The 25,887-nt window shown below is 52.9% G+C and carries 26 protein-coding genes, 1 pseudogene and 1 riboswitch; of the genes and pseudogenes, 19 read left to right on the forward strand and 8 right to left on the reverse strand.

Annotation, left to right across the window (positions count from 1 at the left end):
• Together B2U47_RS02880 and B2U47_RS02885 are read right to left on the reverse strand one after the other, a co-directional pair.
• The coding region (locus tag B2U47_RS02880; RefSeq protein ID WP_296688231.1) for a S41 family peptidase at window positions 1–1,321 on the reverse strand (1,321 nt) is incomplete at its 3' end.
• A gap of 182 nt (window positions 1,322–1,503) precedes the next feature.
• Window positions 1,504–2,730, reverse strand: coding sequence for a murein hydrolase activator EnvC family protein (locus B2U47_RS02885; protein WP_296678414.1), 1,227 nt, complete (start codon window positions 2,728–2,730; stop codon window positions 1,504–1,506).
• Between the two features lie 263 nt (window positions 2,731–2,993).
• Here B2U47_RS02885 and B2U47_RS02890 point away from each other — a divergent pair, with 263 nt between their 5' ends.
• The 6 genes from B2U47_RS02890 to gshB all read left to right on the forward strand — a co-directional run bounded on the left by B2U47_RS02890 (window position 2,994) and on the right by gshB (window position 6,601).
• On the forward strand, window positions 2,994–3,338 hold the full coding sequence (locus B2U47_RS02890; RefSeq protein WP_296678560.1) for an ArsR/SmtB family transcription factor: 345 nt from the start codon (window positions 2,994–2,996) through the stop codon (window positions 3,336–3,338).
• Between the two features lie 99 nt (window positions 3,339–3,437).
• Window positions 3,438–3,863, forward strand: a complete 426-nt coding sequence (locus B2U47_RS02895; protein ID WP_296678415.1) for a rhodanese-like domain-containing protein — start codon at window positions 3,438–3,440, stop codon at window positions 3,861–3,863.
• Complete coding sequence (grxC, locus tag B2U47_RS02900) at window positions 3,827–4,141, forward strand: glutaredoxin 3 (protein WP_296678416.1); 315 nt, start codon at window positions 3,827–3,829, stop codon at window positions 4,139–4,141. The genes B2U47_RS02895 and grxC overlap by 37 nt, the downstream gene beginning before the upstream one ends.
• Window positions 4,142–4,145: 4 nt before the next feature.
• Window positions 4,146–4,598: a protein-export chaperone SecB gene (gene secB / locus B2U47_RS02905; RefSeq protein ID WP_296678418.1), complete on the forward strand. Its 453-nt coding sequence runs from the start codon at window positions 4,146–4,148 to the stop codon at window positions 4,596–4,598.
• Window positions 4,595–5,605 carry an NAD(P)H-dependent glycerol-3-phosphate dehydrogenase gene (locus B2U47_RS02910; protein WP_296678420.1) on the forward strand — a complete coding sequence of 337 codons (1,011 nt, stop codon included), beginning with the start codon at window positions 4,595–4,597 and terminating at the stop codon, window positions 5,603–5,605. Before secB ends, B2U47_RS02910 begins: the two co-directional genes overlap by 4 nt.
• A gap of 24 nt (window positions 5,606–5,629) precedes the next feature.
• Window positions 5,630–6,601 (forward strand): glutathione synthase, encoded by a 972-nt coding sequence (gshB, locus tag B2U47_RS02915; RefSeq protein WP_296678422.1) that lies wholly within the window; start codon window positions 5,630–5,632, stop codon window positions 6,599–6,601.
• A gap of 2 nt (window positions 6,602–6,603) precedes the next feature.
• Here gshB and B2U47_RS02920 read toward each other — a convergent pair whose 3' ends face one another.
• Entirely contained in the window at window positions 6,604–6,849 is a 246-nt protein-coding gene (locus tag B2U47_RS02920) for a YdcH family protein (RefSeq protein ID WP_296678423.1), read from the reverse strand.
• Between the two features lie 122 nt (window positions 6,850–6,971).
• Here B2U47_RS02920 and B2U47_RS02925 point away from each other — a divergent pair, with 122 nt between their 5' ends.
• The 3 genes from B2U47_RS02925 to B2U47_RS02935 all read left to right on the forward strand — a co-directional run bounded on the left by B2U47_RS02925 (window position 6,972) and on the right by B2U47_RS02935 (window position 9,192).
• A complete protein-coding gene (locus tag B2U47_RS02925; protein WP_296678425.1) occupies window positions 6,972–7,391 on the forward strand; it encodes an OsmC family protein in 420 nt (139 codons plus the stop codon).
• Window positions 7,392–7,502: 111 nt separating this feature from the next.
• Window positions 7,503–8,315: an adenosylmethionine decarboxylase gene (gene speD, locus B2U47_RS02930; RefSeq protein ID WP_296678427.1), complete on the forward strand. Its 813-nt coding sequence runs from the start codon at window positions 7,503–7,505 to the stop codon at window positions 8,313–8,315.
• 286 nt (window positions 8,316–8,601) lie between these two features.
• Entirely contained in the window at window positions 8,602–9,192 is a 591-nt protein-coding gene (locus B2U47_RS02935) for a C40 family peptidase (protein ID WP_296678429.1), read from the forward strand.
• Between the two features lie 58 nt (window positions 9,193–9,250).
• On the opposite strand, the pseudogene B2U47_RS17235 reads toward B2U47_RS02935, so the two are convergent.
• Together B2U47_RS17235 and B2U47_RS02950 are read right to left on the reverse strand one after the other, a co-directional pair.
• A pseudogene (locus tag B2U47_RS17235) lies at window positions 9,251–9,988 on the reverse strand (DUF3530 family protein); the annotation flags it as partial.
• An 11-nt stretch (window positions 9,989–9,999) separates the two neighbouring features.
• Window positions 10,000–10,386: a hypothetical protein gene (locus tag B2U47_RS02950; protein WP_296678431.1), complete on the reverse strand. Its 387-nt coding sequence runs from the start codon at window positions 10,384–10,386 to the stop codon at window positions 10,000–10,002.
• Between the two features lie 137 nt (window positions 10,387–10,523).
• Here B2U47_RS02950 and B2U47_RS02955 point away from each other — a divergent pair, with 137 nt between their 5' ends.
• The 6 genes from B2U47_RS02955 to B2U47_RS02980 all read left to right on the forward strand — a co-directional run bounded on the left by B2U47_RS02955 (window position 10,524) and on the right by B2U47_RS02980 (window position 15,698).
• Entirely contained in the window at window positions 10,524–10,943 is a 420-nt protein-coding gene (locus tag B2U47_RS02955) for a rubrerythrin family protein (RefSeq protein WP_296678434.1), read from the forward strand.
• 132 nt (window positions 10,944–11,075) lie between these two features.
• Window positions 11,076–12,419: a (Fe-S)-binding protein gene (locus B2U47_RS02960; protein ID WP_296678435.1), complete on the forward strand. Its 1,344-nt coding sequence runs from the start codon at window positions 11,076–11,078 to the stop codon at window positions 12,417–12,419.
• A 63-nt stretch (window positions 12,420–12,482) separates the two neighbouring features.
• Entirely contained in the window at window positions 12,483–13,064 is a 582-nt protein-coding gene (locus B2U47_RS02965) for a DUF3501 family protein (protein ID WP_296678437.1), read from the forward strand.
• An 83-nt stretch (window positions 13,065–13,147) separates the two neighbouring features.
• Window positions 13,148–13,768 (forward strand): DUF2796 domain-containing protein, encoded by a 621-nt coding sequence (locus B2U47_RS02970; RefSeq protein WP_296678439.1) that lies wholly within the window; start codon window positions 13,148–13,150, stop codon window positions 13,766–13,768.
• Window positions 13,768–14,442 (forward strand): ABC transporter ATP-binding protein, encoded by a 675-nt coding sequence (locus B2U47_RS02975; protein ID WP_296678441.1) that lies wholly within the window; start codon window positions 13,768–13,770, stop codon window positions 14,440–14,442. Before B2U47_RS02970 ends, B2U47_RS02975 begins: the two co-directional genes overlap by 1 nt.
• Window positions 14,439–15,698, forward strand: a complete 1,260-nt coding sequence (locus B2U47_RS02980) for an ABC transporter permease (protein WP_296678442.1) — start codon at window positions 14,439–14,441, stop codon at window positions 15,696–15,698. The genes B2U47_RS02975 and B2U47_RS02980 overlap by 4 nt, the downstream gene beginning before the upstream one ends.
• Window positions 15,699–15,737: 39 nt before the next feature.
• Here the strand turns inward: B2U47_RS02980 and metF are convergent, their stop codons facing one another.
• The 3 genes from metF to metK form a co-directional block, all read right to left on the reverse strand.
• Window positions 15,738–16,607, reverse strand: a complete 870-nt coding sequence (metF, locus tag B2U47_RS02985) for a methylenetetrahydrofolate reductase [NAD(P)H] (protein WP_296678444.1) — start codon at window positions 16,605–16,607, stop codon at window positions 15,738–15,740.
• A 75-nt stretch (window positions 16,608–16,682) separates the two neighbouring features.
• Window positions 16,683–18,089: an adenosylhomocysteinase gene (gene ahcY / locus B2U47_RS02990; RefSeq protein ID WP_296683808.1), complete on the reverse strand. Its 1,407-nt coding sequence runs from the start codon at window positions 18,087–18,089 to the stop codon at window positions 16,683–16,685.
• A 138-nt stretch (window positions 18,090–18,227) separates the two neighbouring features.
• Window positions 18,228–19,391 (reverse strand): methionine adenosyltransferase, encoded by a 1,164-nt coding sequence (metK, locus tag B2U47_RS02995; RefSeq protein ID WP_296678449.1) that lies wholly within the window; start codon window positions 19,389–19,391, stop codon window positions 18,228–18,230.
• Window positions 19,392–19,414: 23 nt separating this feature from the next.
• A riboswitch (S-adenosyl-L-homocysteine riboswitch) is annotated at window positions 19,415–19,501 on the reverse strand.
• Between the two features lie 360 nt (window positions 19,502–19,861).
• Between metK and tkt the strand changes: the two genes are divergently transcribed.
• The 4 genes from tkt to pyk all read left to right on the forward strand — a co-directional run bounded on the left by tkt (window position 19,862) and on the right by pyk (window position 25,867).
• A complete protein-coding gene (tkt, locus tag B2U47_RS03000) occupies window positions 19,862–21,859 on the forward strand; it encodes a transketolase (RefSeq protein WP_296678450.1) in 1,998 nt (665 codons plus the stop codon).
• A gap of 83 nt (window positions 21,860–21,942) precedes the next feature.
• Complete coding sequence (gene gap / locus B2U47_RS03005; RefSeq protein WP_296678451.1) at window positions 21,943–22,947, forward strand: type I glyceraldehyde-3-phosphate dehydrogenase; 1,005 nt, start codon at window positions 21,943–21,945, stop codon at window positions 22,945–22,947.
• 188 nt (window positions 22,948–23,135) lie between these two features.
• On the forward strand, window positions 23,136–24,317 hold the full coding sequence (locus tag B2U47_RS03010) for a phosphoglycerate kinase (protein ID WP_296678452.1): 1,182 nt from the start codon (window positions 23,136–23,138) through the stop codon (window positions 24,315–24,317).
• A gap of 107 nt (window positions 24,318–24,424) precedes the next feature.
• Window positions 24,425–25,867 carry a pyruvate kinase gene (gene pyk, locus B2U47_RS03015; RefSeq protein WP_296678453.1) on the forward strand — a complete coding sequence of 481 codons (1,443 nt, stop codon included), beginning with the start codon at window positions 24,425–24,427 and terminating at the stop codon, window positions 25,865–25,867.
• Window positions 25,868–25,887: the final 20 nt, after the last annotated feature.

Below are 25,887 nucleotides of genomic sequence, written 5' to 3' on the forward strand. Positions count from 1 at the left end.
CAGTTGTGTTGTCTTTGGCTTCCTTGCTGTCCTTGTCTGTTGCACCTTCTGTCGGGGAAGCTTTGCCTTCCGGTGTCTGTTCTTCAGGTGCTGCTGGAGTGGCAGTCTGTTCAGACTTCTTTTCACCATTCGGGTTATCAAGATGCTTGTTCAGATCGGCTTCGGTCAGTGGGTCAAAAGCATCGTCTTCGGCATTTTTGTCATCCTTGAGTTTCATTGGTTTGATTTCAATGTCAGGGACAATGCCTTCTGCCTGGATGGAGCGCCCGGATGGTGTGAAATAGCGGGCAGTAGTCAGTTTGACGGCTGTTTTTTCATCCAGAGGCAGAACGGTTTGTACTGAGCCTTTGCCGAAAGTTTTTTGTCCGATGATCAGGGCGCGTTTGTGGTCTTTGAGTGCACCAGCGACGATTTCGGAAGCGGAGGCAGAACCCCGGTTGACCAGTACCACGATCGGGGCATTTTCTAGCGAATCACCTTTGTTGGCGGTATATTCCATCTTGGCATCGGCAACCCGACCTTCGGTGTAGACAATTTTGCCCGACTCAAGGAAAGCGTCGGAAACACCCACTGCTGCATTCAATACACCACCAGGGTTGTTGCGCAAATCCAGTACCAGCCCACGCAGTTTGCCGTTGTTTTCCTTTTTCAGGCTTTCCAGTGCTTCCAGCATGGCTTCAGTGGTCTTGGCCTGGAAGCTGGTGATGCGGATATAACCGTAGCCCGGATCCAGCATCTTGCTCTTGACGCTTTTCACTTGGATGATGGCGCGTTTGATGCTGACCTTGAAAGGTTTGTCCTTGCCTTCGCGCACGATCATCAGGTCGATGTTGGTTCCCGGTTTGCCGCGCATGAGTTTGACGGCATCATTCAGGCTCATGCCTTTGACAGGGGTAGTATCCAGACGGATGATGAGGTCGCCAGCCTGCAAACCGGCTTGCTGTGCGGGGGTGTCGTCAATCGGGGAAATGACCTTGACGAAGCCGTCTTCCATGCCGACTTCAATGCCCAAACCGCCAAATTCGCCACTGGTACCAACTTGCAGTTCCTTGAATTCGTCTTCATCCAGATAGGCAGAGTGCGGATCAAGGCCGTTGAGCATCCCACGGATGGCGTTGGTCATCAGATCCTTGTCCTTGGCTTCTTCCACGTAACTTTCCTTGATGCGGGAATAGACCTCGGAAAATTGCTGCAACTCATCCAGCGGCGGAGAGCTTTCGACGGTTTGCTTGAAAGCGAAGACATTCAGGCTGATGCTGGTGGTAACGCCAATCAGGACGCCAGCCATAGTGCCAACCAGAACGCGGTAACGTGTATGCATATAATCTATCTCTCCGGTATTTTTCGTCTGCCTGCATCCTTGTCGACAGAGTGTGCTTGTTTCCGTGCGCATAAGCAGCCCAAGTGTATCACTGTGTGGCGAAAATGCACTTTGTTGTTGCAACAATGATTTGTTTGTCACTTATTTTCAAGTCCAGCCTGATGCAATGACCTTGCTTGGGGTTAACGACACCAGCGAGCCGGATTTTGCGGGGTTGAACCTTGCCTGATCTCGAAGTATAAACCGTCTTGGCTGCGCCCACCGGAATTGCCTACTGCGGCAATGGTTTCATTGGCTCCCACAATCGCCCCCACCTTTTTGTAGACCGCCCGGTTATAGCCATACAGGCTGACATAGCGGTTGTCATGTTCCAGAATGATCAAGTGTCCGTAGCCATCCAGCCAGCCGGAAAAGGCAACCTTGCCTTTGGCAACTGCCTTGACACTGCTGCCGCCGGGAGCCGAGATGACCACACCCCGCCAGGTTTGCTTTTCATTACGGGAAGAGCCGTAACCGTGAATGATTTTTCCCTGGATAGGCCAGGACAGTTTGCCGCGCAGGGTAGAAAAAGGTTTGTCCGGGGTGAAACTGCTCTTGACGGTTGTATCGGTGGTTTCTTCAGCACGTGGTGTGTTGGCGGTTTTGGTTGGTTCGTTTCTCTGAGAGGTGGGCGCTGGGGTTTCTGTGTCTGGTGACGCGGCTGTTTCCGTTTTGCGAGCAATGTCATCCACGATGGTTTGCAGGCTGTTTTCTTCGTCCTTTAGCTTGTTTAATTTTTTTTCCGTACTGCGGATGTCTGTCTTGATTTTGGCAAGTGTGACGGAGCGGGTGGAAAGAGTGCTTTCCATTTCCTGTTTTTGCTGTTCCAACGACTTGTTCAGGTCTTGCAGGTAGACGCGATCCTTGTCGATGGAGGCTCGCAGGGTGTCGATGGATTTGAGGGTTTTCTGCACTTTCTGGATACGCGCCACCCGGTTCTCATTCAGGTAGCCAAAGTAACGTACAGTCCGGCTGATGTCGGAAGGGTCATCCTGGCGCAATAGCAGGCGCAAGTGCGACTGGCCTCCGGTGGAATAGAGCGCCTGTAGCTGTTGTGCCAGCCCGGCTTTTTGTGATTCCAGCTCGGTTTCCAGTTTTAGTTTCTGCTGGTTGGTGTCATGCAGCTTGTTGATGGTTTCCTCGATTTTTTTTTCCGTCTGATAATGCCGACCAGAGGCTTCGCCCAGCTTTTTTTCCAGACGTGCTACTTCGGCCTGCAATTCGTCGGATTCATCTTTTTGGGAATCCAGACTGCTTGAAAGCTGGCGTATTTCGCGTTGTAGCTGTTTTTGCTTGGTGGTATCAGCCGCATGAAGCATTCCCCAAGGCAACAGCAGCAAGCAAAAGTATAGATTTGTGTAGAATTTCACCGCTTATCAGTATTCTGAGCATTTACGTGGAGCAGAGTCTACCATAAGAGTTGGGAGGTGGTGTATTGATTACAGATAAGGGCAGCATTTATGCGCTTAATTTCCCTGCGAAAACCTGTAAAAATGCAGGAAATTACCCGTGTTGGGGATGACACTGGGGGGCACACAATATATCATTGTATCCATCTATACTAATATACTGTTATCGTCCATGCGTTTGCAGGTGTTTATGTTGGAAATTTACCATGTTGGATGAGGAATATATGGGTAGCATCGCTGTTGGCGTCAATTGTGACTTTACACTTGATGATGTACTGGTCAAAGAGGAAGACATCGACCGCGCTTCACGCTCACTGAAAGCCATTTCCCACCCGTTACGCCTGAAAATTCTCTGTGTTTTGGGTGACAAGGAAGTCAGTGTGCAGGACATTGTGGATAACGTGGGCACGTCCCAAAGCAATATCTCCCAGCATTTGGCCATCTTGCGCGACAAGGGCATTTTGGCATCACGCAAGGATGCCAACCGTGTTTATTATCGTGTCGGCGATTACCGTACCTTGCGGTTGATCAGCATGATGCAGGAAGTTTTTTGCAGCACACCCCACTGAGAGATTGTTTCCCTAGTGTAAAAATTCATGGAACAGGGGTTTACGTACCCTGTTTCACTGTATATCTTTGGCTCCTGTCTTTTGGCTAAAGGGTTTAATGTGGAAGAGTATCTCGTTTTTGCCCGCAACCATCCATTGCTGATCGCAGGTTTGGTCGGTATTGTCGGCATGATCATCTGGACGGAGTTCAGCCGTCTGACCCGTAAATACAAACAGGTTAATGCTACGCAAGCTGTTCAGATCCTGAACAATGACAATGCTGTGGTGCTGGATGTGCGTGAAGAGAGCGAAGTGCGCGGCGGGAAAATCAAGGGCGCAAAGCATATCCCCTTGGCTCAGTTGAAAACCCGCATGGTCGAGCTGGATTCTGCCAAAGAAAAACCTTTGCTGGTTTACTGCCGCAGTGGCAACCGTTCTGCCCATGCTTGCAATGTCCTGACCAAAACCGGTTTCCAGGATGTCAGTAATCTGGCTGGAGGAATGATGGCATGGGAATCAGCGAACCTGCCAGTCAGCAAGCGATGAAGCATTCACCTGTACGGATGTACGCGACCCGTTTCTGCCCTTACTGCCTGCGTGCCCGCGCCTTGCTGACCAGCAAGGACATCGTGTGGGAAGAAATCAATGTTGGTATGGATGCTGACCTGTGGCAGGAAATGGAAAGCCTGAGCGGGCGTGATACGGTTCCCCAGATATTTATTGGCGACTTGCATGTCGGCGGGTATGATGACATGGCTGCACTGGAGCGTGCAGGCAAGCTGGATACCCTGCTTTTTAATCACCATACAGCCGAAGGGGCATAATTTAATGAGTGCAGAACAACAAGAACAGCAATTCATCATTCAGCGCATCTACATCAAGGATGTCTCGTTTGAAGCGCCCAACTCGCCGGGTGTATTCACCCAGGAATGGAACCCCGATACGAACCTTGACTTGAATACCTTGGTTAATCCACTGACTAACGACAACTATGAAGTGGAACTGGCGATTACCATTACCGTGAAAAGCAATGACAAAACAGCTTTTCTGGTTGAGGTCAAGCAAGGCGGCGTATTTTTCATTACCGGCTATGCCCAGGAGCAACTGAACCAGTTGCTGGCAGCGTACTGCCCCAACATCCTGTTTCCGTATGCCCGTGAAGTCATTGCCAGTCTCGTTTCAAAGGGCAGTTTTCCTGAACTGCATCTTTCCCCCATCAATTTTGATGCGCTCTACGCCCGCCGTTTGCAGGAAGAGCAACAGGCTGGTCAACCTGCGTGAGTGATAATGCCATCCAGTCCATTGCGGTCTACGGTGCCGGTTCGTGGGGAACCGCGCTGGCATTGCAATTGGCACGTAACGGGCTGGAGGTATTGTTGTGGGACATTAGTCCAGCGCACGTTGAAAACTTGCTTCAACAGCGTGAAAACAAGCATTACCTGCCGGGGATTTCCTTTCCTGACTCACTACATTGTTCCAGTGATTTGCAGGCCGTGGCTGCCTTTGCCGATTACCACCTGGTTGTTGTTCCCAGTCACGGATTCCGTGGTTTGCTGCAACAGCTAGCACCTTTGCTGACGGACAAGGATGCGGTTATCTGGGCAACCAAGGGGCTGGAACTGGATAGTGGTAAGCTGCTGCATCAGGTGCTGGAAGAGGAATTGCCCCAGTGTCAGGCGTATGCGGTGGTTTCCGGGCCGACTTTTGCTTCCGAAGTGGCGCGTAGCCTGCCAACTGCCATGACAGTGGCGGCAACCTGCCTCGCGCTGGCACAAGCTGTAGCACAAGCCTTCCATGCCACCAACTACCGGGTATACCTCAGCAATGATGTGTTAGGCGTTGAACTGGGAGGGGCCGTCAAGAATGTGCTGGCTATCGCCGCCGGTATTTCGGATGGTCTGGGTTTCGGCGCAAATGCCCGTGTTGCCATCGTGACGCGCGGTTTGGCAGAAATCATGCGGCTGGGAACCCGTTTTGGTGCGCAGCCGGAAACCCTAATGGGATTGGCAGGTGTGGGCGATCTGGTATTGACCTGTACCGACAATCAGTCCCGTAACCGTCGGTTGGGCTTGGCGTTGGGACAGGGCAAGGACATGCAAACGGCTATCGCCGAAATTGGTCAGGCAGTGGAAGGTGTCAAATCTGCCCAGTCCATTGGCAAACTGGCTGCCGCCGCTGGCGTGGAAATGCCCATCTGTGAGGCTGTTTACCGCATCCTGTATGAACAGCTTCCTCCCCGTCAAGCGGTACAGGAACTGATTTCGCGCGATTTGAAAGCAGAATTCTGATCATCCATCAGCGGGTTGTGAGCCATGCAACAGCATTCCCATCCTTATACCGTCGGCATCGTTATGGATCCGATTGCCAGCATCAATATCAAGAAAGACAGTACCTTTGCGATGATGCTGGAAGCGCAACGGCGCGGTTGCCCGTTATTCCACATCCTGCAAGGCGACCTGTTTGCCGATGACGGGGTGGTGTATGCGAAAATGAACCCAGTGACAGTCAGGGATGATCCTTCCGGCTGGTATGCTATGGGTGATGCGGTTATCAAGCCTTTGCATGAATTGCCAGTGATCCTGATGCGCAAGGATCCGCCTTTCGACATGGAATATATCTACAGCACCTACCTGCTAGAGTTGGTACAAAAACGTGGCACGCTGGTGGTCAACCGCCCGGAAAGCATTCGTGCTGCCAATGAAAAGCTGTTCACTGCCTGGTTTCCCGAATTTTGCCCGCCAACCCGCGTCACCCGCGACATGGGGCGTATCCGTGAATTCCTGTCCATGCACCAGTGTATCGTGGTCAAGCCGCTGGATGGCATGGGTGGTTCCATGATCTTTCAGGTCAGGCAAGACGATCCCAACCGCAATGTTATTCTGGAAACCATTACGGCGCAGGGGCAACGCACCGTGATGGCGCAGCGTTTCCTGCCGGAATACAAGCAGGGTGATAAACGGATTTTGCTGATTGACGGAGAGCCATTCCCGCACGCGCTGGCAAGGATTCCAGCAGAAGGCGAAGGGCGTGCCAATCTGGCGGCAGGCGGCACTGGGGTAGGCGTGGATTTGACTGCGCGTGAATTTGCCATTTGTGCGGCAATCGGCCCCGTACTGCGGGATATGGGGTTGATGTTTGTCGGGCTGGATGTGATCGGTGATTATGTGACGGAAATCAACGTCACAAGCCCCACCTGTATCCGGGAACTGGATTACATCTATTCAGCTAATATTGCCAGCCTGCTGCTGGACGCAATTGAAAACAGGCTGGCACAGGCTGCGTAAGATTACGCGGCTGCTTGCTTGATCAGTCCGTACATCTCGTCTTTCAGGTGCAGGCGGCGTAGCTTGAGGGTTTCAACAAACTCGTCCGCATGAACTTCAATACCCTGTTCAATCCGGTGCAGTTGTGCATCTACTTCGCTGTGCTCGTCATACAGTTTGGCAAAATGCCGGTCATGCATTTTCAGGTCATGGATCCGCTCTTTGTACTCAGGGAACTCGATTGCCAAATCGTGGGATTCTCCAAACATTCGTTACTCTCCGTTTGATTAATTTCAATCAGCTTACCACACTGATTAAGGGGGTGGGGTGAGTTAAGTCAAGTTCCGGTCTGTGTTAGCATCACCCTTTTGCAATCTGTCAGGAGTACACAGTGAAAGCTAGGGTCAAGTGGTTGGATAGTATGAGTTTCGTCGGTGAATCCGGCAGTGGTCATTCCGTGGTGATGGATGGCCCACCAGAGCTGGGAGGGCGCAACCTTGGTGTGCGCCCGATGGAAATGTTGCTGCTGGGGCTGGGTGGGTGTTCCTCGTTTGATGTGGTGCTGATCCTGCAAAAGTCAAAACAGCAGGTCACCGACTGTGAAGTGCAGATTGAAGCCGAGCGTGCCGACAAGGAACCCAAGGTGTTTACCCGCATCCATATGCACTTCGTCGTGAGTGGACGCAATCTAGCTACCGACAAGGTGGAGCGTGCCATCAAGTTGTCAGCCGAGAAGTATTGTTCCGCTTCCATCATGCTGGCGAAAACGGCTGAAGTGACGCATGATTTTGAAATACGTGAGGCGGTCTGAGGGACGAATTTCACTTGCAAGCAAGGGTATAGTCTTGCATAGTTCGCATCCATGCTGCCTTGGCGGGCAGGTCTTCACTTTTTTGGTATTTTTGCAAGAGGGCCACGAGAGTTGGTTGAGCGTCATCAGAAACAGATTCGTCTGCACGGGTTTAACAACCTGACAAAAACCCTGAGCTTCAATATTTATGACATCTGCTACGCACGAAGTCCGGCTCACCGTGAAGAATACCTGGCTTACATTGACGAAGAGTATAATGCTGATCGTTTGACCAATATCCTCACCAATGTGGCAGATATTATTGGTGCAAACATACTCAATGTAGCACGGCAGGACTATGACCCACAGGGAGCCAGCGTTACCATCCTGGTGTCTGAGGAGCCGGTTATCCCGGAGGAAAAGCTCTCCAACTCGGCGCGTCCTGGCCCTTACCCGGAAGATGTGGTTGCCCATCTGGACAAAAGTCACCTGACTGTTCACACCTACCCGGAAAGTCACCCTGACAACGGTATCAGTACGTTCCGTGCAGATATTGACGTTTCCACCTGTGGGCGCATTTCGCCCCTGAAAGCATTGAATTATTTAATACATAGTTTCGAGTCGGATATTGTCATCATGGACTACCGTGTACGCGGCTTCACCCGTGATGTTAAGGGTAAAAAGCACTTTATTGATCACAAGATCAACTCCATTCAGAACTTCCTGTCAGCAGAAACAAAGCGTGTGTATTCCATGATTGACGTGAATGTCTATCAGGAAAACAGCTTCCATACCAAGATGATGCTGAAAGAGTTTGATCTGGATAACTATTTGTTTGGTCTGGGAAAAAATGATTATTTTGAAAAAGACCTGACACAGATTGAAACCCAGTTGCGCAAGGAAATGAAAGAGATTTTCTATGGGCGGAACACTGGCAGCCTGTGAGCTGTTGTGCGCCTTGAGGCTTTGTTTGTTTATTTGAATTTTATAAATATTCAAATATTCTAATTTAAACGTTTTTTAAGCAATCCCCTGTTTTTGTGGTGTTTTGGAGACAGTTTAGCTTTTTTGAAACAATTGAAACATTCAATATAAGATGTTGTTTAAATATTGATTAGGGGCGTTGTTTTTTGGATGAATGGCTTGTAATGTTACTCCTGCGTCGGGAAGATGCATTTTTCCTCAAAATGGACTCCTTGAGTTTCGTATCGTAGGAAGGTCTTTGTTTATTATGAGTAGTGGTAGTGTGAAAACTTTTGCCCTTTGTTCAGTAGGGGTAGTAGCTCTGGTTTTGTCAGGTTGTTCTGCGGAAAACACCAAAACCTCTGATGCTTCCAATAGTGGCAAGTATGCTGTCCAACTGGCACATGCCAAAAGCCGTGCTGGTGTTGGTGCTGTTACCAAGTTGCCGACTAAAGGTGACGTAACATTGCTGGATCGTGTGGTGTGGAATGCGCAGAAACAGCAGGGCAAAATGTATCAATGGGGCGGCGAAAGCCCAGCAACCGGCTTCGATTGCAGTGGTTTAACCCAGTATGCCTTTGGTAAGGGCGCAGGTGTTTCTTTACCACGCACGGCGGCAGCCCAATATGATGCTTCAGTCAAAATTCCCAAGGCATCTGCCGACAAAGGTGATTTGGTATTTTTTAATACCCGTGGTCGCCGTATCGGGCATGTAGGCATTTATTTGGGCGACAACAAGTTTGTCCATGCCCCGCGCACTGGTAAGGCAATTACTACTGATAAGCTGGAAGGCTATTGGGGTGAGCGTCTGGTGGGGTTCGGGCGTATTCCAGGTGCATGTAAACCTGCATTATCCTGATGTGTAGACCTCAAAAAAGCCGCATTTGCGGCTTTTTGTGTTTTAGGTGAGTGTAGTATCAGGGTAAGCTGTTGAGCCAAGTGGCGACTACAGCCGTTAGCTCTTCCCCCTTTTCCTTGAAGTAATGGTCGGCCTCCGGTAATACCATTTGCTTGGAGTGTGGGTTGCCAGCCTTTTGCATGAGGCTTTGGCGTTCTCCTGCGGTTTTGATGACTTGCGGATATTCCTTTTCCCCATACAAATCCAGTACAGGTACTTTCATCTTGTCCAGCGGAAATGTTTGCACCATATCCTGGTTGTAGTCTGTTGCTCCCATTCCCATGCCTATGTAAGCGGCAATCGCACCGTCACCCTTGCTGACAACCCAGTTCATCGCCATGTGAGCACCGCAGCTATGTGCAGCCAGTACGATGGTGTTGATGCCTTTTTGTTTGAGGAAGGCGATGCCTGCGTCAATCCTCCGGTCGGCATTGGCAAATAGCGGGACGTAAGCATAATACGTGGCTTCTTTTTCCAGTACCGGCATTTGTAGGGATAAGGTAGTCCAGCCCTTGGCTGCCAACCCTACCCGGAGTGGATGGGCAACGTCTTCCCAGTCCGGGTGGTAGCCGCGCCCGTGCAGGATGATGACCGCGCCACGTGCCTGCTCTGCTGGAGTGAGAATGCCCATGAAATCCTGTTTGCCGTCATTTAGTGTAACGACTTCTCCATCCAGAATACTGTCGCGGATTTCACTCGCCATACGCTGTTCGCGGGCGTAGTCGGGAATAGCGTTGGCGTCCGGGGCTGGCTTGTTTGAGGTGGGTGTTACATCAAATTTTTTTTTTCCTCCGGTGTCACTTGTCCACCGGGGGCGGGTACTGCATCTGTGGCAGGGGGAGTGGGCGGTTGGGCTGCTGGTGCGAGGTTGCTGGTATCAGGTGGTGTTACGGCTGTTGGTGCTGCCGGTACAGGAGCTGCTTCTTGGGGGGCTGCTGGAGCCGGGGTTAGGGCACTTGCCTGTGGTGCACTGGGGGCTAGCGCAGGAGCGACTTCCGCTGTGGCAGGTGCTGTTGGTACTGTTTCTTGCGCGACAGGAGCTGTGGGTACGGGGGCTGCTACTGCCGGAGTGGTAACGTCAACAGGTGGGCGCATGATCATCAGCGCCAACACGGCAACTGAGGCGAGTGTGTAGGCAGGCGCGGCAAGTTTCATTATTTCTCTCCTGAATTTCGGTGTTCGTTTAAATCGAATGAAACATTCAAAATATACAATTGGAACTGGGCAAGTCCTTTGCTTAGAGTACAATGCACCAAATAGTTTAATCAACCACACAAACCGAGGAGTCCATCATGGAACTGAAGGGAAGTAAAACCGAAGGCAACCTGAAAGCCGCATTCGCAGGCGAATCCCAAGCCAACCGCCGCTACCTGTACTTCGCAGCTAAAGCTGACGTGGAAGGTTACAACGATGTTGCCACTGTTTTTCGCTCCACCGCCGAAGGTGAAACCGGGCACGCACACGGTCATCTGGAGTATCTGGAAGCGTCCGGCGACCCCGCAACTGGTCTGCCTATCGGTGCGACTGCCGATAACCTGAAAGCGGCCATCGCGGGCGAAACCCACGAATACACCGACATGTACCCTGGCATGGCCAAAGAAGCGCGTGACGAAGGCTTCGACGAAATTGCCGACTGGTTTGAAACCCTGGCCAAGGCTGAGCGTTCCCACGCCAACCGTTTCCAGAAGGCACTGGATAATCTGGACGCATAACCAAAATACCCCTCACCCCAACCCCTCTCCCTCAAGGGGAGAGGGGCTAAGAGAAGCTCTTTTCTTGTTCCCCCTCGCCCCTTGAGGGAGAGGGGGTTAGGGGGTGAGGGGTTTCTTACGGAGAACAACAACATGGCAACCCCGAAACGCGAAGGCAGCCTTGAAGCCCCTACCCGTCACGCGCTGGACTGGAAAAACCCCGAATTCTACAACGAAGAAGCTGTCCTGAAAGAAATGGAGCGCGTCTTCGATCTGTGCCACGGTTGCCGCCGTTGCGTCAGCCTGTGCAATTCCTTCCCCACCCTGTTCGATCTGGTTGATAATTCCGAAAGCATGGAAGTGGATGGGGTCAAGAAAGATGATTACTGGCAGGTCGTCGATCATTGTTACCTGTGCGACCTGTGCTACATGACCAAATGCCCGTATACCCCGCCACATGAGTGGAATATCGACTTCCCACACCTGATGCTGCGTGCCAAAGCCGCCAAGTTCAAGCAGGGCAAGACCAAGTTCCGTGACAAGGTGCTGAGTTCCACCGATATGGTCGGCAAGCTGGCTGGCATCCCGGTGGTGGTGGATTTGGTCAACAAGGTCAACCAGCATCCGGCGTTTCGGGCGCAACTGGACAAGGTGTTGGGTGTGCATCCGAATGCCAAAATCCCGTCTTACCACAGCGACAAGGGGCGTGATCGGGTTGCCCGTCACAAGGTGCTGGATGCGTCCAAAGCGGTGGCAGCGGGGCGTACCACCGGCAAGGTGGCGATTTTTGCCACCTGTTACGGCAATTACAACGAGCCGCACATTGTCGAAGACCTGCGCAAGGTGTTCGAGCACAACGGTATTCCGGTCACGCTGCTGGACAAGGAGCAGTGCTGCGGGATGCCCAAGCTGGAACTGGGCGATCTGGAAGCGGTGGCGGCAGCCAAGGCAGTCAATATCCCGGCGATGATGACACTGATCAACGACGGCTGGGATATTGTCGGGCCAGTGCCTTCCTGCGTGCTGATGTTCAAGCAGGAATTGCCGCTGATGTTCCCGGACGATGCCGAGGTGCAGACAGTACGTGGGCGTATTTTCGACCCGTTCGAGTACCTGATGCTGCGCCACAAGGAAGGCAAGCTCAATACCAGCTTCAAGCAATCTTTGGGCAAGGTGGCTTACCACACCTCCTGCCACCTGCGGGTACAGAACATCGGCTACAAGACCCGCGAACTGCTGGAACTGATTCCTGATACCAAACTGGAGTTGCTGGAACGCTGTTCCGGGCATGACGGAACGTATGCGGTGAAAAGCGAATTCCACGAGGTGTCGATGAAAATCTGCCGCCCGATTGTCAGCAAGGTCAAACAGGGCAAGCCGGATTATTACGGCAGCGATTGCCCGATGGCGGGGCATCAGATTGAGAACGGGTTGGGTGATGAGACCAAGGAGCCAACCCATCCGTTGACGATGTTGCGGATTGCTTACGGGTTGTAACCCCCCCATCCCCGACCCTTCCCCCGCAAGGGGTGAAGGGAGGAAGAAATTTGGAGGATTATCATGGATAAATTGACACGTGCGGATTTGATGGGGCTGGAACAGTATGCGGTCAACCGCAAGGCGTTCCGCGAGCAGGTGATGGCGCACAAGGCCAATCGCAAAGTGCATATTGGCCCGAATGCTACCCTGTATTTTGAAGACCGTCTGACCATGCAGTACCAGATTCAGGAAATGCTGCGTATCGAGAAGATTTTCGAGCCGGATGGTATTCAGGATGAGCTGAATGCTTATAACCCGCTGATCCCGGATGGTTCCAACTGGAAGGCGACTTTCATGGTGGAATTCCCGGATGTCGAAGAACGCAAGCAGTGGTTGTCGAAACTGATCGGCATTGAGCGCAACACCTGGGTACAGGTGGCGGGTTGCGACAAGGTGTACCCGGTTGCCAATGAAGATCTGGAGCGGGAGACCGAGGAGAAAACGTCAGCGGTGCATTTCTTGCGCTTTGAGTTGCTGCCTGTGATGGTGGCGGCAGTGACGGAAGGGGCGGCAATCCAGATGGGGATTACGCACCCAAACTATGCGTATGAGGTAACGCTGGTAGAGGCCAGTCGTGCGGCGTTGGTGGCAGATTTGGCTTGAGTTTGGTGCTGAACTGATTTTCCTGCGGCGTGGTTCCGGTACAATAGCGCCTGACTTTGCCTGAATTTGAACGGAGAGCAATGATGAAGCGTTTCATGTTTACCGCTACCCTCGCCTTGTTGTTTGCCATGAGTGCTGCCAGCGCCCATGATGATAAACACGAACATAAACACGAGCCTAAAGAAGCAGGGGATACAGCGGCACAACCAGCGGGGCAGGCTGAAGCCCATGAGCAACACGCGGCGCATGAGCATGGTGTTGCCAGACTTGGTATTGCTGTGGGGACAGAAGGTCTGGAAATTTCGCTGGATTCGCCTGCCGCCAATCTGGCAGGTTTTGAACATGTTCCCAACACTGACGCTGATAAGCAGAAAGTGAAGGATATGGTGGAAAAGCTCCAAGCCGGGGATGAGCTGTTTACCCTGAATGCGGAAGCCGGGTGCGAACTGAAAGACACCGAAGTGCTATCCGCACTGCATGGTGACGAGATGCAGACACCCGCTACCGCCGAAGCGGGCGAACACAGTGATATAAATGTTACCTGGTCTTATGCCTGCACCAAACCTGCCGAATTGACAGAGGTGGCTGTCAGGCTGTTTAGTGCTTTCCCCGAAGGTTTCCAGAAAATCAGTGCTGAGTGGGTGACGGATAAAGGTGCATCCGCGCAGGAACTGGATAAGGACGACACTCTCAAGCTCCATTGATGGATGTTATTGCACTCAGTAATTTGCACTACCGTTGGGCTGGACAAAGCCGCGATACCCTTGCGCTTGCGGAATTGCGGGTGCGCAAGGGGGAGCACCTGTTTATCCGTGGAGCCAGCGGTAGTGGAAAGACCACCCTGCTGAACCTGTTGGCAGGTATTCTCACTCCAGCCAGTGGCAGTCTGACCATTCTGGGGCAGGGGTTGCAGGCAATGGGCAGTGCTGCCCGCGACCGTTTCCGTGCGGATCACATGGGAGTGATTTTTCAGCAGTTTAATCTGTTGCCGTATTTGTCGGTGTTGGAAAACGTACAATTACCTTGCGAATTTTCAGCACGACGCAAGCAACGGGCGGGTAAAGTGCAGGCTAGCGCACGGCGTTTGCTGGATCATCTGGGGCTGGCTACCAGCTTGCAACAACGTGCCGTTACCGGGTTGAGTGTGGGGCAACAGCAGCGGGTAGCTGTGGCGCGTGCCTTGATTGGCAGCCCGGAAATCCTTATCGCTGATGAGCCGACTTCCGCGCTGGATACCGATACCCGTGATGGTTTCCTTCAGTTGCTGTTTCAGGAAGCGGAAGCACAGGGCAGCACCATTGTGTTTGTCAGCCATGACCCGCATATTGCCGGTCATTTTCCGCGTGTGGTGGATTTGGGCGAGTTAAATCAAGCATGATCCTGTTTAAACTCACCCTGCACAGCTTGTGGAACCGCCGCGCCAGCCTGCTGCTTACTCTGTTTTCCATCGCCATCAGTGTGGCGCTGCTGCTGGGGGTTGAATACATTCGCAAGGAAGCGAAAAGCAGTTTCCTCAACACGATTTCCGGTACGGATCTGGTTGTGGGCGCACGTAGCGGCCCGGTGCAGTTGCTGTTGTACAGCGTGTTCCGCATCGGTAATGCCACTAACAACATCAGTTGGCAGTCGTATCAGGATATTGCCGCTAATCCATTGGTGGAGTGGACAATTCCCATCAGTCTGGGTGATTCACATCAGGGTTATCGGGTGCTGGGTACGAATCAGGATTATTTTCGCCATTACCGCTACGCTGACAAGCGCTTGCTAGCGTTTGCGGAAGGCAAGCCGTTTGCAGGTGTGTTCGATGCCGTGCTGGGGGCGGAAGTGGCACGGAAACTGGGTTACAGGCTGGGTGACAACATTGTGATTGCGCACGGCGCAGCAGCGACCTCGTTCACTTTACATGATGACAAGCCATTCACGGTGACAGGTATTCTTGCGCCGACGGGTACACCGCTTGACCGTACCGTGCATGTGTCGCTGGAGGGGATTGAAGCCATCCACATCGACTGGGTGAACGGGGCAAAAGTCTCTGGCTATCAGGTCAGCGCCGACGAGGCATTACAGAAAAATCTGCAACCCAAAGTGATTACCGCTTTCATGGTGGGGCTGAAAAACCGTGCAGCGGCATTTCGGGTACAGCGTGACATCAACGATTACAAGCGCGAACCTTTGCTGGCGACTGTCCCTGGTGTGGCATTGGCGGATTTGTGGCAAGCCTTGGGAATGTTTGAAACGGTGTTGCGTATCATCAGTGGCCTGGTGGTGGTGGCAGGTTTATTGGGAATGCTGACCACGCTGCTGTCGACCTTGAATGAACGGCGGCGCGAAATGGCAATCCTGCGGGCGGTGGGGGCGTATCCGCGCCATGTGTTTCTGCTGTTCGTGCTGGAAGCAGGCGTGCTGGCAGTGCTGGGTTGCTTGCTCGGGGCAATGTTGGTCATGGTCGGGTTAGTGGCTGCCCGCCCGTGGGTCATGGCGGAATACGGGTTGTATCTAAGTACGTGGCTGCCGGATAGTGGTGATGCGCTGTTGCTGGCAGCGGTGGCAGGATTGGCGTTGCTGTTTAGTCTGATTCCGGGAGCGATTGCGTACCGGCGTTCGTTGCAGGATGGTTTGACCGTCAGGGTGTGACCAACCAGGGACTGGCTGGTCAGCCCATTGCAGTCGACCCTAGTCCGACAGCCCCAGATTGCGCCAGATACTCATGGTTGGCTCAACCCGGTTCATGGTGTAGAAATGCAGCCCCGGTGCACCGGTTTCCAGCAAGTTTTCACACAGCAGGCTGATGAATTCCTCACCGAATTTCGTGATGGCATCCATATCATCTGCATAGGTTTCCAGTTGCTTGCGCAGCCAGCGCGGGATTTCCGCCCCACACATATTTGAAAAGCGTGCCAGTTGTGAATAATTGGTGATCGGCATAATGCCGGGGACGATGGGGATTTCCACACCTTTTTTCACGCATTCATCCACAAAATGCCAATAGGCATCGGCATTGAAGAAGTATTGCGTAATCGCACTGTTCGCCCCTGCATTCACCTTACGCACAAAGTTGTCGATGTCGACTTTGAGGTTAGGGGCTTGCGGGTGCATTTCTGGGTAAGCAGCAACTTCGATGTTGAAATGGTCGCCAGTTTCCTTACGGATAAAGGCTACCAATTCATTGGCATAGCGGAATTCGCCGAGATCACGCGAACCAGAAGGCAAGTCGCCGCGTAACGCCACAATGTGCTTGATGCCGTTGTTGCGGTAAGTATCCAGAATTTCGCGGATTTGTTCGGCAGATGAGCCTACGCACGACAAATGCGGTGCAGCTTCAATGCCGGAATCGCGCTGGATTTCCAATACCGTGTTGAGCGTGTTGGCTTGTGTCGAGCCGCCAGCACCATACGTGACGGAAAAGAAGCGCGGCTTCAGTTCTGCCAGTTGGCTGCGTACTGCCCGCAGGTTTTCCGCACCCTTGTCGGTCTTGGGTGGGAAAAACTCGAAGCTGAAAATCAGATCATCGTGCTGATGATCGTGTTGATGTTCGTCAGTCATAACTTTCCTCTTGTTCCCCCTCGCCCCTTGAGGGCTAGGGGGCTAGGGGGTGAGGGGGTGAGGGGTTCTTACACCTTAATAGCGATAATGATCAGCCTTGTAAGGTCCTTCCACCGCTACGTCGATGTACTTCGCCTGATACTCGGTCAACTGGGTCAGTTGTGCATTCAGTTTCTTCAACTGCAAGCGGGCAACTTTTTCGTCCAGATGCTTGGGTAGGGTGTACACGCCAATCGGGTATTTGCCGGAATCGCGCTCAGTCCACAACTCGATTTGCGCGATGGTCTGGTTGGCAAATGAGGAAGACATGACGTAAGACGGATGCCCAGTCGCACAGCCCAGGTTCACCAAACGGCCTTTTGCCAACAGCGTGATGCGCTTGCCATCAGGGAAGATCACGTGGTCAACTTGTGGCTTGACTTCATCCCACTCGTACTGTTCCAGCGAGGCAACGTCGATTTCGTTGTCGAAGTGACCGATATTGCAGACGATGGCTTCGTTTTTCATCGCCTTCATGTGGTCATGGTTGATGACGTGGAAGTTGCCGGTGGCGGTGACGAAAATGTCAGCCTTGTCAGCCGCGTATTCCATCGTGACCACGCGGTAGCCTTCCATTGCCGCTTGCAGGGCGCAGATCGGGTCAATTTCTGTGACCCAGACTTGCGCAGACAGGGCACGCAGGGCTTGGGCAGAACCTTTGCCTACGTCGCCGTAACCAGCAACTACCGCCACTTTACCTGCAACCATCACGTCGGTCGCACGTTTGATGCCATCCACCAATGATTCGCGGCAGCCGTACAGGTTGTCGAACTTGGATTTGGTGACGGAATCGTTGACGTTGATGGCCGGGAATTTCAGCTCGCCACGCGCGTGCATCTGATACAGGCGGTGAACCCCTGTAGTAGTTTCTTCGGTCACGCCACGGATTTCAGCCAGACGAGTGCTGTACCAGTTCGGGGAAGTTTCCAGACGCTTGCGGATGGCTGCGTACAAATAGGTTTCTTCTTCCGAGGTTGGGCTAGCCACCAGGCTGGCATCTTTCTCAGCGCGTGCGCCCAAATGCAACAACAGGGTAGCATCACCACCGTCGTCGAGGATCATGTTGGCTTGTTCGCCATTCGGCCACTCGAAGATTTTGTGGGTGTAATCCCAGTATTCTTCCAGTGATTCACCTTTGTAGGCGAAAACCGGAATGCCAGCCGCAGCCATTGCTGCTGCTGCGTGGTCTTGGGTGGAGAAAATGTTGCAGGAAGCCCAGCGCAATTCAGCACCCAGCGCACGCAAGGTTTCCATCAGCACCGCTGTCTGGATGGTCATGTGCAAAGAGCCGGTAATGCGAGCGCCTTTCAGCGGTTGGCTGGCAGCAAATTCTTCGCGGATCATCATCAAACCGGGCATTTCGGTTTCAGCGATGTTGATTTCCTTGCGGCCCCAGGCAGCCAAACCCATATCAGCGACGATATAGTCGTTAAACGTTGTCATAAATATTGCATCCTTTGTTTGTACCCCTCACCCCAACCCCTCTCCCTCAAGGGGAGAGGGGCAAAGAGGTAGTATATTCTCTTGTTCCCCCTCGCCCCTTGAGGGAGAGGGGGCTAGGGGGTGAGGGGTTCTTAAAAATTACAGGCCAGCAGCAGCACGCAGTGCGTCAGCGCGGTCAGTGCGTTCCCAAGGCAGGTCAAGGTCGTCACGACCGAAGTGACCATAAGCTGCCGTACCACGGTAAATCGGGCGCAGCAGATCCAGCATTTTGGTGATGCCATACGGACGCAGGTCGAAGTGTTCGCGTACCAGATTTTCGATCAGGGTTTCATCGACCTTGTTGGTGCCGAAGGTTTCAACCGTGATGGACGTGGGTTGCGCAACACCGATAGCGTAGGAGACCTGAATTTCGCAACGCTCTGCCAAGCCCGCCGCGACGATGTTTTTCGCCACGTAACGGCCTGCATACGCCGCAGAGCGGTCAACTTTGGACGGGTCTTTGCCGGAGAATGCGCCGCCGCCGTGACGTGCCATGCCGCCGTAAGTGTCGACGATGATTTTACGTCCGGTCAGGCCGCAGTCGCCCACAGGGCCGCCGATTACGAAGTTGCCGGTGGGGTTGATATGGAATTTGGTGTCTTTGTGCAGCCATTCGGTTGGCAGGACAGGGAAAATGACGTGTTCCATCACACCCATGCGCAGGTCATCCAGGCTGATGTCTGGGCTGTGTTGGGTGGAAAGCACTACGGCGTCGATGGCAACGATTTTGCCGCCTTCGTAACGCACAGTGACTTGGGATTTGGCATCCGGGCGCAGCCAAGGCAGTGTGCCGTTTTTGCGCATATCCGCTTGTTGCTTCACCAGTCGGTGTGCATAGGTCAGTGCGGCAGGCATCAGCACGTCAGTTTCATTGCTGGCGTAACCAAACATCAAGCCTTGGTCGCCCGCGCCTTGGTCTTCTGGCTTGGCACGGTCAACGCCCATCGCGATGTCAGGGGATTGCTTGCCGAGTGCATTGATCACGGCGCAAGTGTGGCCGTCGAAACCGATTTCGGAATTGTTGTAGCCGATGTCATTGACCACACCACGCACGATGCCTTCGTAGTCGATTTCCGCAGTGGTAGTGATTTCGCCTGCCAATACGACCATGCCGGTCTTGGTCAGGGTTTCGCACGCAACACGGGCGTAAGGGTCTTTGGCGATGATCGCATCCAAAACGGCGTCGGAAATTTGATCCGCCATTTTGTCTGGGTGGCCTTCAGAAACGGACTCGGAAGTAAACAGGTAACTTCTCTCAGTCATTACATCTTCTCCTTAAAATTAACAATGACTGAGCGCCGTTATCTCTTTAAAAGCACAGACCGAGCCTGGCAAGGTGTGTTTTTTACCTTGTTGCAACGCTCCTCGGACTGGAATGCGCAATAATAGCTTAAACATTCGGTGCTTGCAGCCCCATCAAGCGTTGGAAATCCCTCAAATTTCCCATTATTGATGCCTGATCTATCTAACTAGGGAGAGTTGCCCCTGCCTGGGAAGTCCGACACAATACAAGAGCTTTAATCTGCCTGAATAATTATTATACACCGGGCACTGCTGTTCCGCTTGGGTCGCGCTGGTGGGCAGTAGTTAATGACAAGGCAATGCAGGAATCCCATGCTGAAACTGCACCGTGTCATCGCGTAGTCAGCATCGGAATCTTGCATTCGCCACTTTTCATACCATGCCGCTTGCATGGTTGAGCATACTATTTGAAAACTACAGGAGAGCCGTCAATGACTACACGCCGCGAGTTGGCTAACGCAATCCGCGTACTGGCGATGGATGCCGTACAGAAAGCAAATTCCGGGCATCCGGGCGCACCGATGGGCATGGCAGACATTGCCGAAGTCCTCTACAACGATTACATGAGCCACAACCCGCAGAATCCACAGTGGGCTAACCGTGACCGTTTCGTCATGTCCAACGGGCATGGTTCCATGCTGCCGTACTCTGTGCTGCACCTGACCGGCTATGACCTGTCGATGGACGACCTGAAAGCCTTCCGTCAACTGCATTCCAAAACACCAGGCCACCCTGAGTACGGTTATGCACCGGGTATTGAAACCACTACTGGCCCACTCGGTCAAGGTATTACCAATGCTGTCGGTATGGCGTTGGCTGAAAAAATTCTTGCTGCGCAATTCAACAAAGACGGGCACGCTATCGTTGACCATTACACCTACGTATTCTTGGGTGACGGCTGCCTGATGGAAGGTATCTCCCACGAGGCGTGCTCTTTTGCTGGTACGATGGGTTTGGGCAAACTGATTTGCTTCTACGACGACAACAACATTTCCATTGACGGCGAAGTCGATGGCTGGTTCACCGACAACACCCCGCAGCGTTTCGAGTCTTACGGCTGGCACGTTGTACCGGGCGTTGACGGTCACGATGCAGACGCGATCAAAAAGGCGGTTGAAGCAGCCAAAGCAGAAACCGGCAAGCCTTCCATGATCTGCTGCAAAACCACTATCGGTTTCGGTTCACCGAACAAAGCAGGTTCACACGATTGCCACGGCGCACCACTGGGTGATGCTGAAATTGCCTTGACCCGTGCGCAACTGGGCTGGACGGCTGGCCCATTCGAGATTCCTGCCAATATTTATGCGGGTTGGGATGCCAAAGCCAAAGGTGCAGCGGCTGAAGAGGCATGGAATGGCAAGTTCGCAGCTTACGCAGCAGCTTACCCCGCAGAAGCGGCTGAATTCAAACGCCGTATGGCTGGCGAATTGCCTGCCAACTGGGCGGAAGCATCGGCGGCAGCTATCGCGGCGATTGATGCGAAGGCAGAGTCTCCGGCTACCCGTGTGGCTTCCAAAAATGCACTGGATGCGTTTGCACCGTTGCTGCCTGAGTTCCTCGGTGGCTCGGCTGACTTGACACCTTCCAACAATACCTTCAACAAGATGAGCAAGCACATCAGTGCGGGTCATGGTAAAGCGCAAGATTTCAGCGGCAACTACCTGTCATACGGTGTACGCGAATTCGGCATGAGCGCGATCATGAACGGCATGGCGCTGCATGGTGGCTTACTGCCTTATGGCGCAACTTTCCTGATGTTCTCCGAATACGCACGTAACGCCCTGCGTATGGCTGCACTGATGAAAATTCAGAGCATCTTCGTTTACACCCATGACTCCATCGGTTTGGGCGAAGATGGCCCTACCCATCAGCCAGTTGAGCAAATTCCAACGCTGCGTATGATCCCGCGTATGTCAGTCTGGCGTGCCTGTGACGCAGTAGAAACTGCCGTTTCCTGGAAACATGCGATTGAATACAAAGGCCCTAGCTGCCTGATCTTCTCGCGCCAAAACCTGAAACATCAGGTACGGACTGAGGAGCAAATTGCCAACATCGCCAAAGGCGGTTATGTGTTGAAAGACACCGACGGCACGCCGGACGTGATCGTGATTGCCACCGGTTCTGAAGTCGAATTGGCGATGGAAGCGGCGGCGAAATCTGACAAGAAAGTGCGCGTGGTTTCCATGCCTTCTTGCGATGTATTTGATGCACAAGACGCAGCGTATAAAGAGTCTGTATTGCCTGCTGCTGTTACCGCTCGCGTTGCGGTTGAAGCTGCCGTTGCGGATGGCTGGTACAAATACGTCGGCTTGAATGGTAAAGTCATTGGCATGAGCACCTTTGGTGAATCTGCTCCGGCAGGCCAGTTGTTCAAGCAGTTTGGCTTCACCGCCGACAATGTTTTGAGCGCTATTAATAGCGTGGCGTAAGCACTACTATTGCACCTGCGGCGGCTTTTCTGAGGAGGGGAGCCGCCAACTTTTTTATCTGGTTAATTTTCGAGGAGTTCTTCATGACAATTAAAGTTGGCATCAATGGTTTTGGTCGTATCGGTCGTATGGCTTTCCGTGCTATCGCAAAAGATTTCCCTGGTATCGAAGTCGTCGGTATTAATGACCTGCTCGCACCTGATTATCTGGCATACATGCTGAAGTACGACTCCGTACACGGTCGTTTCAACGGTGACGTTGTTGTTGAAGGCAGCAACTTGGTCGTCAATGGCAAGACTGTACGCCTGACTGCTGAACGTGACCCTGCCAACCTGAAGTGGAGCGACATCGGCGTAGACATCGTGCTGGAATGTACCGGTTTCTTCCTCGACGACGCTGGCTGCCAAAAGCACATCGAAGCGGGCGCGAAGAAAGTGGTTATGTCTGCACCTTCCAAAGACAGCACCCCAATGTTCGTTTACGGCGTCAACCACACCACTTACGCAGGTCAGGCAATCATTTCTGCGGCTTCCTGCACCACTAACTGCTTGGCTCCAGTAGCAAAAGTATTGAATGACAAGTGGGGCATCAAGCGTGGTCTGATGACTACCGTACACGCGGCAACCGCTACCCAGAAAACTGTTGACGGCCCTTCCATGAAAGACTGGCGTGGTGGTCGTGGTATTTTGGAAAATATCATCCCGTCTTCCACTGGCGCTGCCAAAGCAGTGGGCGTGGTACTGCCAGAGCTGAAAGGCAAGCTGACCGGTATGGCGTTCCGCGTGCCAACGTCTGATGTTTCCGTGGTTGACCTGACCGTTGAGCTGAACAATGCTGCGACTTACGCGGAAATTTGTGCAGCGATGAAAGAAGCATCCACCAACGGTGACATCAGCAAGACGCTGGGCTACACCGATGAGAAAGTGGTTTCCACTGACTTCCGTGGCGTTGGCTACTCTTCCATTTTCGATGCCGAAGCTGGTATCGCGCTGGATGGTACTTTCGTGAAAGTGGTTGCATGGTACGACAACGAGTACGGCTACACTGCGAACATGCTGCGCTTTGTTGAGTACGTAGCGGCGAACTAAGAGAAGAACCCCTCACCCCAACCCCTCTCCCTCAAGGGGAGAGGGGCTAAGAGTTGAGGGGTTATCCTTCTTTCCCCCCCTCTCCCCTTGAGGGAGAGGGGCTAGGGGTGAGGGGTTTCCCCAGATCTGTCAAATAAATCACCCGCGCTTTATTTGACTGATTTGAAATTCCAAAGGAGCTGCATCACATGGCTTTCATCAAAATGACCGATCTGGATCTGAAGGGTAAACGTGTCCTGATCCGTGCCGACCTCAACGTACCTGTCAAAGAAGGCAAAGTCACCTCTGACGCCCGCATCACTGCATCAATGGCAACCATCAAGTTTGCGATGGATGCAGGTGCAAAAGTCATGGTCACTTCCCATTTGGGTCGTCCGACCGAAGGCGAGTGGTCTGAAGCGGTTTCCCTGAAACCCGTTGCTGACAATATTGCGGCTCGTTTGGGTTCAGAAGTGCGCCTGATCAAGGATTGGGTTGACGGTGGTTTTGATGTGGCTGAAGGCGAACTGGTGGTGCTGGAAAACTGCCGCGTCAACAAGGGCGAAAAGAAAAACGTCGAAGAAACCGCCAAGAAATACGCAGCCCTGTGTGACGTATTCGTGATGGATGCGTTTGGTACTGCGCACCGTGCGGAAGCCTCCACTTACGGTGTAGGCATGTTCGCCCCGGTGGCGGCTGCGGGTATCCTGCTGAGCGAAGAACTCGACGCACTGGAAAAGGCCCTGGCAAACCCAGCCCGCCCGATGGTGGCTATTGTGGGTGGTTCCAAAGTTTCCACCAAGCTGACCGTATTGGAAGCCTTGTCTGAAAAATGTGAGCAGTTGGTGGTCGGTGGTGGTATTGCCAACACCTTCCTGAAAGCGACCGGTCATAACGTCGGCAAGTCCCTGTGCGAAGATGACCTGGTACCTACTGCGCAAAAAATGATTGAAAAGATGAGCGCTCGCGGCGCAATCATCCCTATCGCCGTTGACGTGGTGTGTGGCAAGAACTTTGCCGCAGATGAACCAGCCGTGCTGAAAGATGCCAAAGACGTGGCTGACGACGACATGATTTTCGACATCGGCCCGAAATCCGCACAGGAACTGGTCGACATCATCATGCAGGCTGGTACTGTCGTTTGGAACGGCCCGGTCGGTGTATTCGAGTTCGACCAGTTTGGCGAAGGCACCAAAGCCATTTCCATGGCAATGGCAGAAACCAAGGCGTTCACATTGGCAGGCGGCGGCGATACCATCGCAGCGATCCAGAAGTACGACATTTATGACAAAATTTCCTACATCTCTACCGCTGGTGGTGCTTTCCTCGAATACCTCGAAGGTAAAGTGCTTCCGGCAGTTGATATGCTGGAAAAACGCGCTCAAGGTTGATAAGTCCTCCATAGGGGTGATACATTTTTCACCCCTACAAATAAACACAAATAACATAAAACAAGCATAAACTAAGCACTTTCCAGCACACAGTTATAGGTATTCCATTGAGAAGGACAAAAATTGTAGCAACACTGGGGCCAGCTACAAGCACGCCAGAGGCCATAGAAGCCATTATCAAGGCAGGCGTTGACGTAGTACGGCTGAATTTTTCGCATGGTTCGCACGCAGAACATGCTGCCCGTGCTGAATTGGTACGCGAACTGGCGCAAAAAGCCGGGCGGGTCATCGGTATTTTGGGTGACTTGCAAGGGCCGAAGTTACGCATTGCCCGCTTCAAGGATGGCAAAATTACCCTCAAGCCGGGTGACGACTTTATCCTCGATGCGGATCTCGCCAGTGATGCCGGGACACAAGAACGTGTCGGGCTGGGTTATAAAGAGCTGGTTCACGATGTCAAAGCCGGGGACGAACTCTGGCTGGATGACGGGCGCATCGTCCTGGAAATCCGCGAAGTTCGTGGGCAGGAAATCCATACCCGAGCCATCAACGGTGGCATCCTGTCCAACAACAAAGGCTTGAACCGGCGCGGCGGTGGCTTGAGTGCTGCTGCCTTGACGGATAAAGACAAGGAAGACATCACTGCTGCTGCCAGTATCGGGGTGGATTTTCTGGCAGTGTCATTTCCGCGCACGGCAGACGACATTAACGAAGCACGGCGTTTGGCGGTCGAAGCCGGTTGCAATGCCGCCATTGTCGCCAAGATGGAACGGGCAGAAACGATGGAGGCAACGATCCGTGATGACATCATCCTGGCTTCCGATGTGATCATGATTGCGCGGGGCGATCTGGGTGTGGAAATCGGTGATGCCAAGTTGCCGGAAGCACAGAAATGCCTGATCAGTCGCGCTCGCACCTTGAACCGTGCGGTGATTACCGCCACGCAGATGATGGAAACCATGACAGAAAACCCGATTCCCACACGGGCAGAGGTTTTCGATGTGGCGAATGCCGTTATTGACGGCACGGATGCGGTGATGCTGTCCGGCGAGACCGCTACCGGCAAACACCCGGCACTGGTGGTTCAAACCATGGCAGCCATCTGCAAGGAAGCGGAAAATTCCAAGGAAACCCGTCGTTCGCGGCATCGCATGGAAGACCGTTTCGAGCGCATTGATGAAGGCATCGCCATGGCAACCATGTACACTGCCAACCACATGGGGGTGCGGGCGATTGCTACCCTGACTGAATCCGGGGCAACACCTTTGTGGATGTCGCGGATTCGTTCCGGCATCCCGATTTATGCGCTGACTTCCAATGATGTCGCCGCCCGCCGGGTCAACATGTATCGGGGCGTTTACCCGGTAAAATTGCATGAGCCGTTGAAAGACCCCAAAATAGCCAACCGCCAGGCAGTAGAACTGATGATGGAAGCAGGTATTGTCGAAGACGGCGATCTGGTCATCATCACCAAAGGGGATTTGATGGGCGCGAAGGGCGGCACTAACCAGATGAAAATCCTGCGTGTCGGCGAGCACCAGAACGGCTAAAACACAAACACGTTAACAGT

It is taken from the genome of Thiothrix sp. UBA5583 (assembly GCA_002425225.1).
GTDB classification, from domain to species: domain Bacteria; phylum Pseudomonadota; class Gammaproteobacteria; order Thiotrichales; family Thiotrichaceae; genus Thiothrix; species Thiothrix moscowensis.

Bases quoted from the DNA above. Each gene is read 5' to 3' on its own strand.
- B2U47_RS02890 (WP_296678560.1), top strand. From the start codon at position 2,994: ATGGGTAGCATCGCTGTTGGCGTCAATTGTGACTTTACACTTGATGAT.
- grxC (WP_296678416.1), top strand. From the start codon at position 3,827: ATGGGAATCAGCGAACCTGCCAGTCAGCAAGCGATGAAGCATTCACCT.
- secB (WP_296678418.1), top strand. From the start codon at position 4,146: ATGAGTGCAGAACAACAAGAACAGCAATTCATCATTCAGCGCATCTAC.
- gshB (WP_296678422.1), top strand. From the start codon at position 5,630: ATGCAACAGCATTCCCATCCTTATACCGTCGGCATCGTTATGGATCCG.
- B2U47_RS02920 (WP_296678423.1), bottom strand. From the start codon at position 6,849: ATGTTTGGAGAATCCCACGATTTGGCAATCGAGTTCCCTGAGTACAAA.
- B2U47_RS02935 (WP_296678429.1), top strand. From the start codon at position 8,602: ATGAGTAGTGGTAGTGTGAAAACTTTTGCCCTTTGTTCAGTAGGGGTA.
- B2U47_RS02950 (WP_296678431.1), bottom strand. From the start codon at position 10,386: ATGAAACTTGCCGCGCCTGCCTACACACTCGCCTCAGTTGCCGTGTTG.
- B2U47_RS02955 (WP_296678434.1), top strand. From the start codon at position 10,524: ATGGAACTGAAGGGAAGTAAAACCGAAGGCAACCTGAAAGCCGCATTC.
- B2U47_RS02960 (WP_296678435.1), top strand. From the start codon at position 11,076: ATGGCAACCCCGAAACGCGAAGGCAGCCTTGAAGCCCCTACCCGTCAC.
- B2U47_RS02965 (WP_296678437.1), top strand. From the start codon at position 12,483: ATGGATAAATTGACACGTGCGGATTTGATGGGGCTGGAACAGTATGCG.
- B2U47_RS02970 (WP_296678439.1), top strand. From the start codon at position 13,148: ATGAAGCGTTTCATGTTTACCGCTACCCTCGCCTTGTTGTTTGCCATG.
- B2U47_RS02975 (WP_296678441.1), top strand. From the start codon at position 13,768: ATGGATGTTATTGCACTCAGTAATTTGCACTACCGTTGGGCTGGACAA.
- B2U47_RS02980 (WP_296678442.1), top strand. From the start codon at position 14,439: ATGATCCTGTTTAAACTCACCCTGCACAGCTTGTGGAACCGCCGCGCC.
- metF (WP_296678444.1), bottom strand. From the start codon at position 16,607: ATGACTGACGAACATCAACACGATCATCAGCACGATGATCTGATTTTC.
- ahcY (WP_296683808.1), bottom strand. From the start codon at position 18,089: ATGACAACGTTTAACGACTATATCGTCGCTGATATGGGTTTGGCTGCC.
- metK (WP_296678449.1), bottom strand. From the start codon at position 19,391: ATGACTGAGAGAAGTTACCTGTTTACTTCCGAGTCCGTTTCTGAAGGC.
- tkt (WP_296678450.1), top strand. From the start codon at position 19,862: ATGACTACACGCCGCGAGTTGGCTAACGCAATCCGCGTACTGGCGATG.
- gap (WP_296678451.1), top strand. From the start codon at position 21,943: ATGACAATTAAAGTTGGCATCAATGGTTTTGGTCGTATCGGTCGTATG.
- B2U47_RS03010 (WP_296678452.1), top strand. From the start codon at position 23,136: ATGGCTTTCATCAAAATGACCGATCTGGATCTGAAGGGTAAACGTGTC.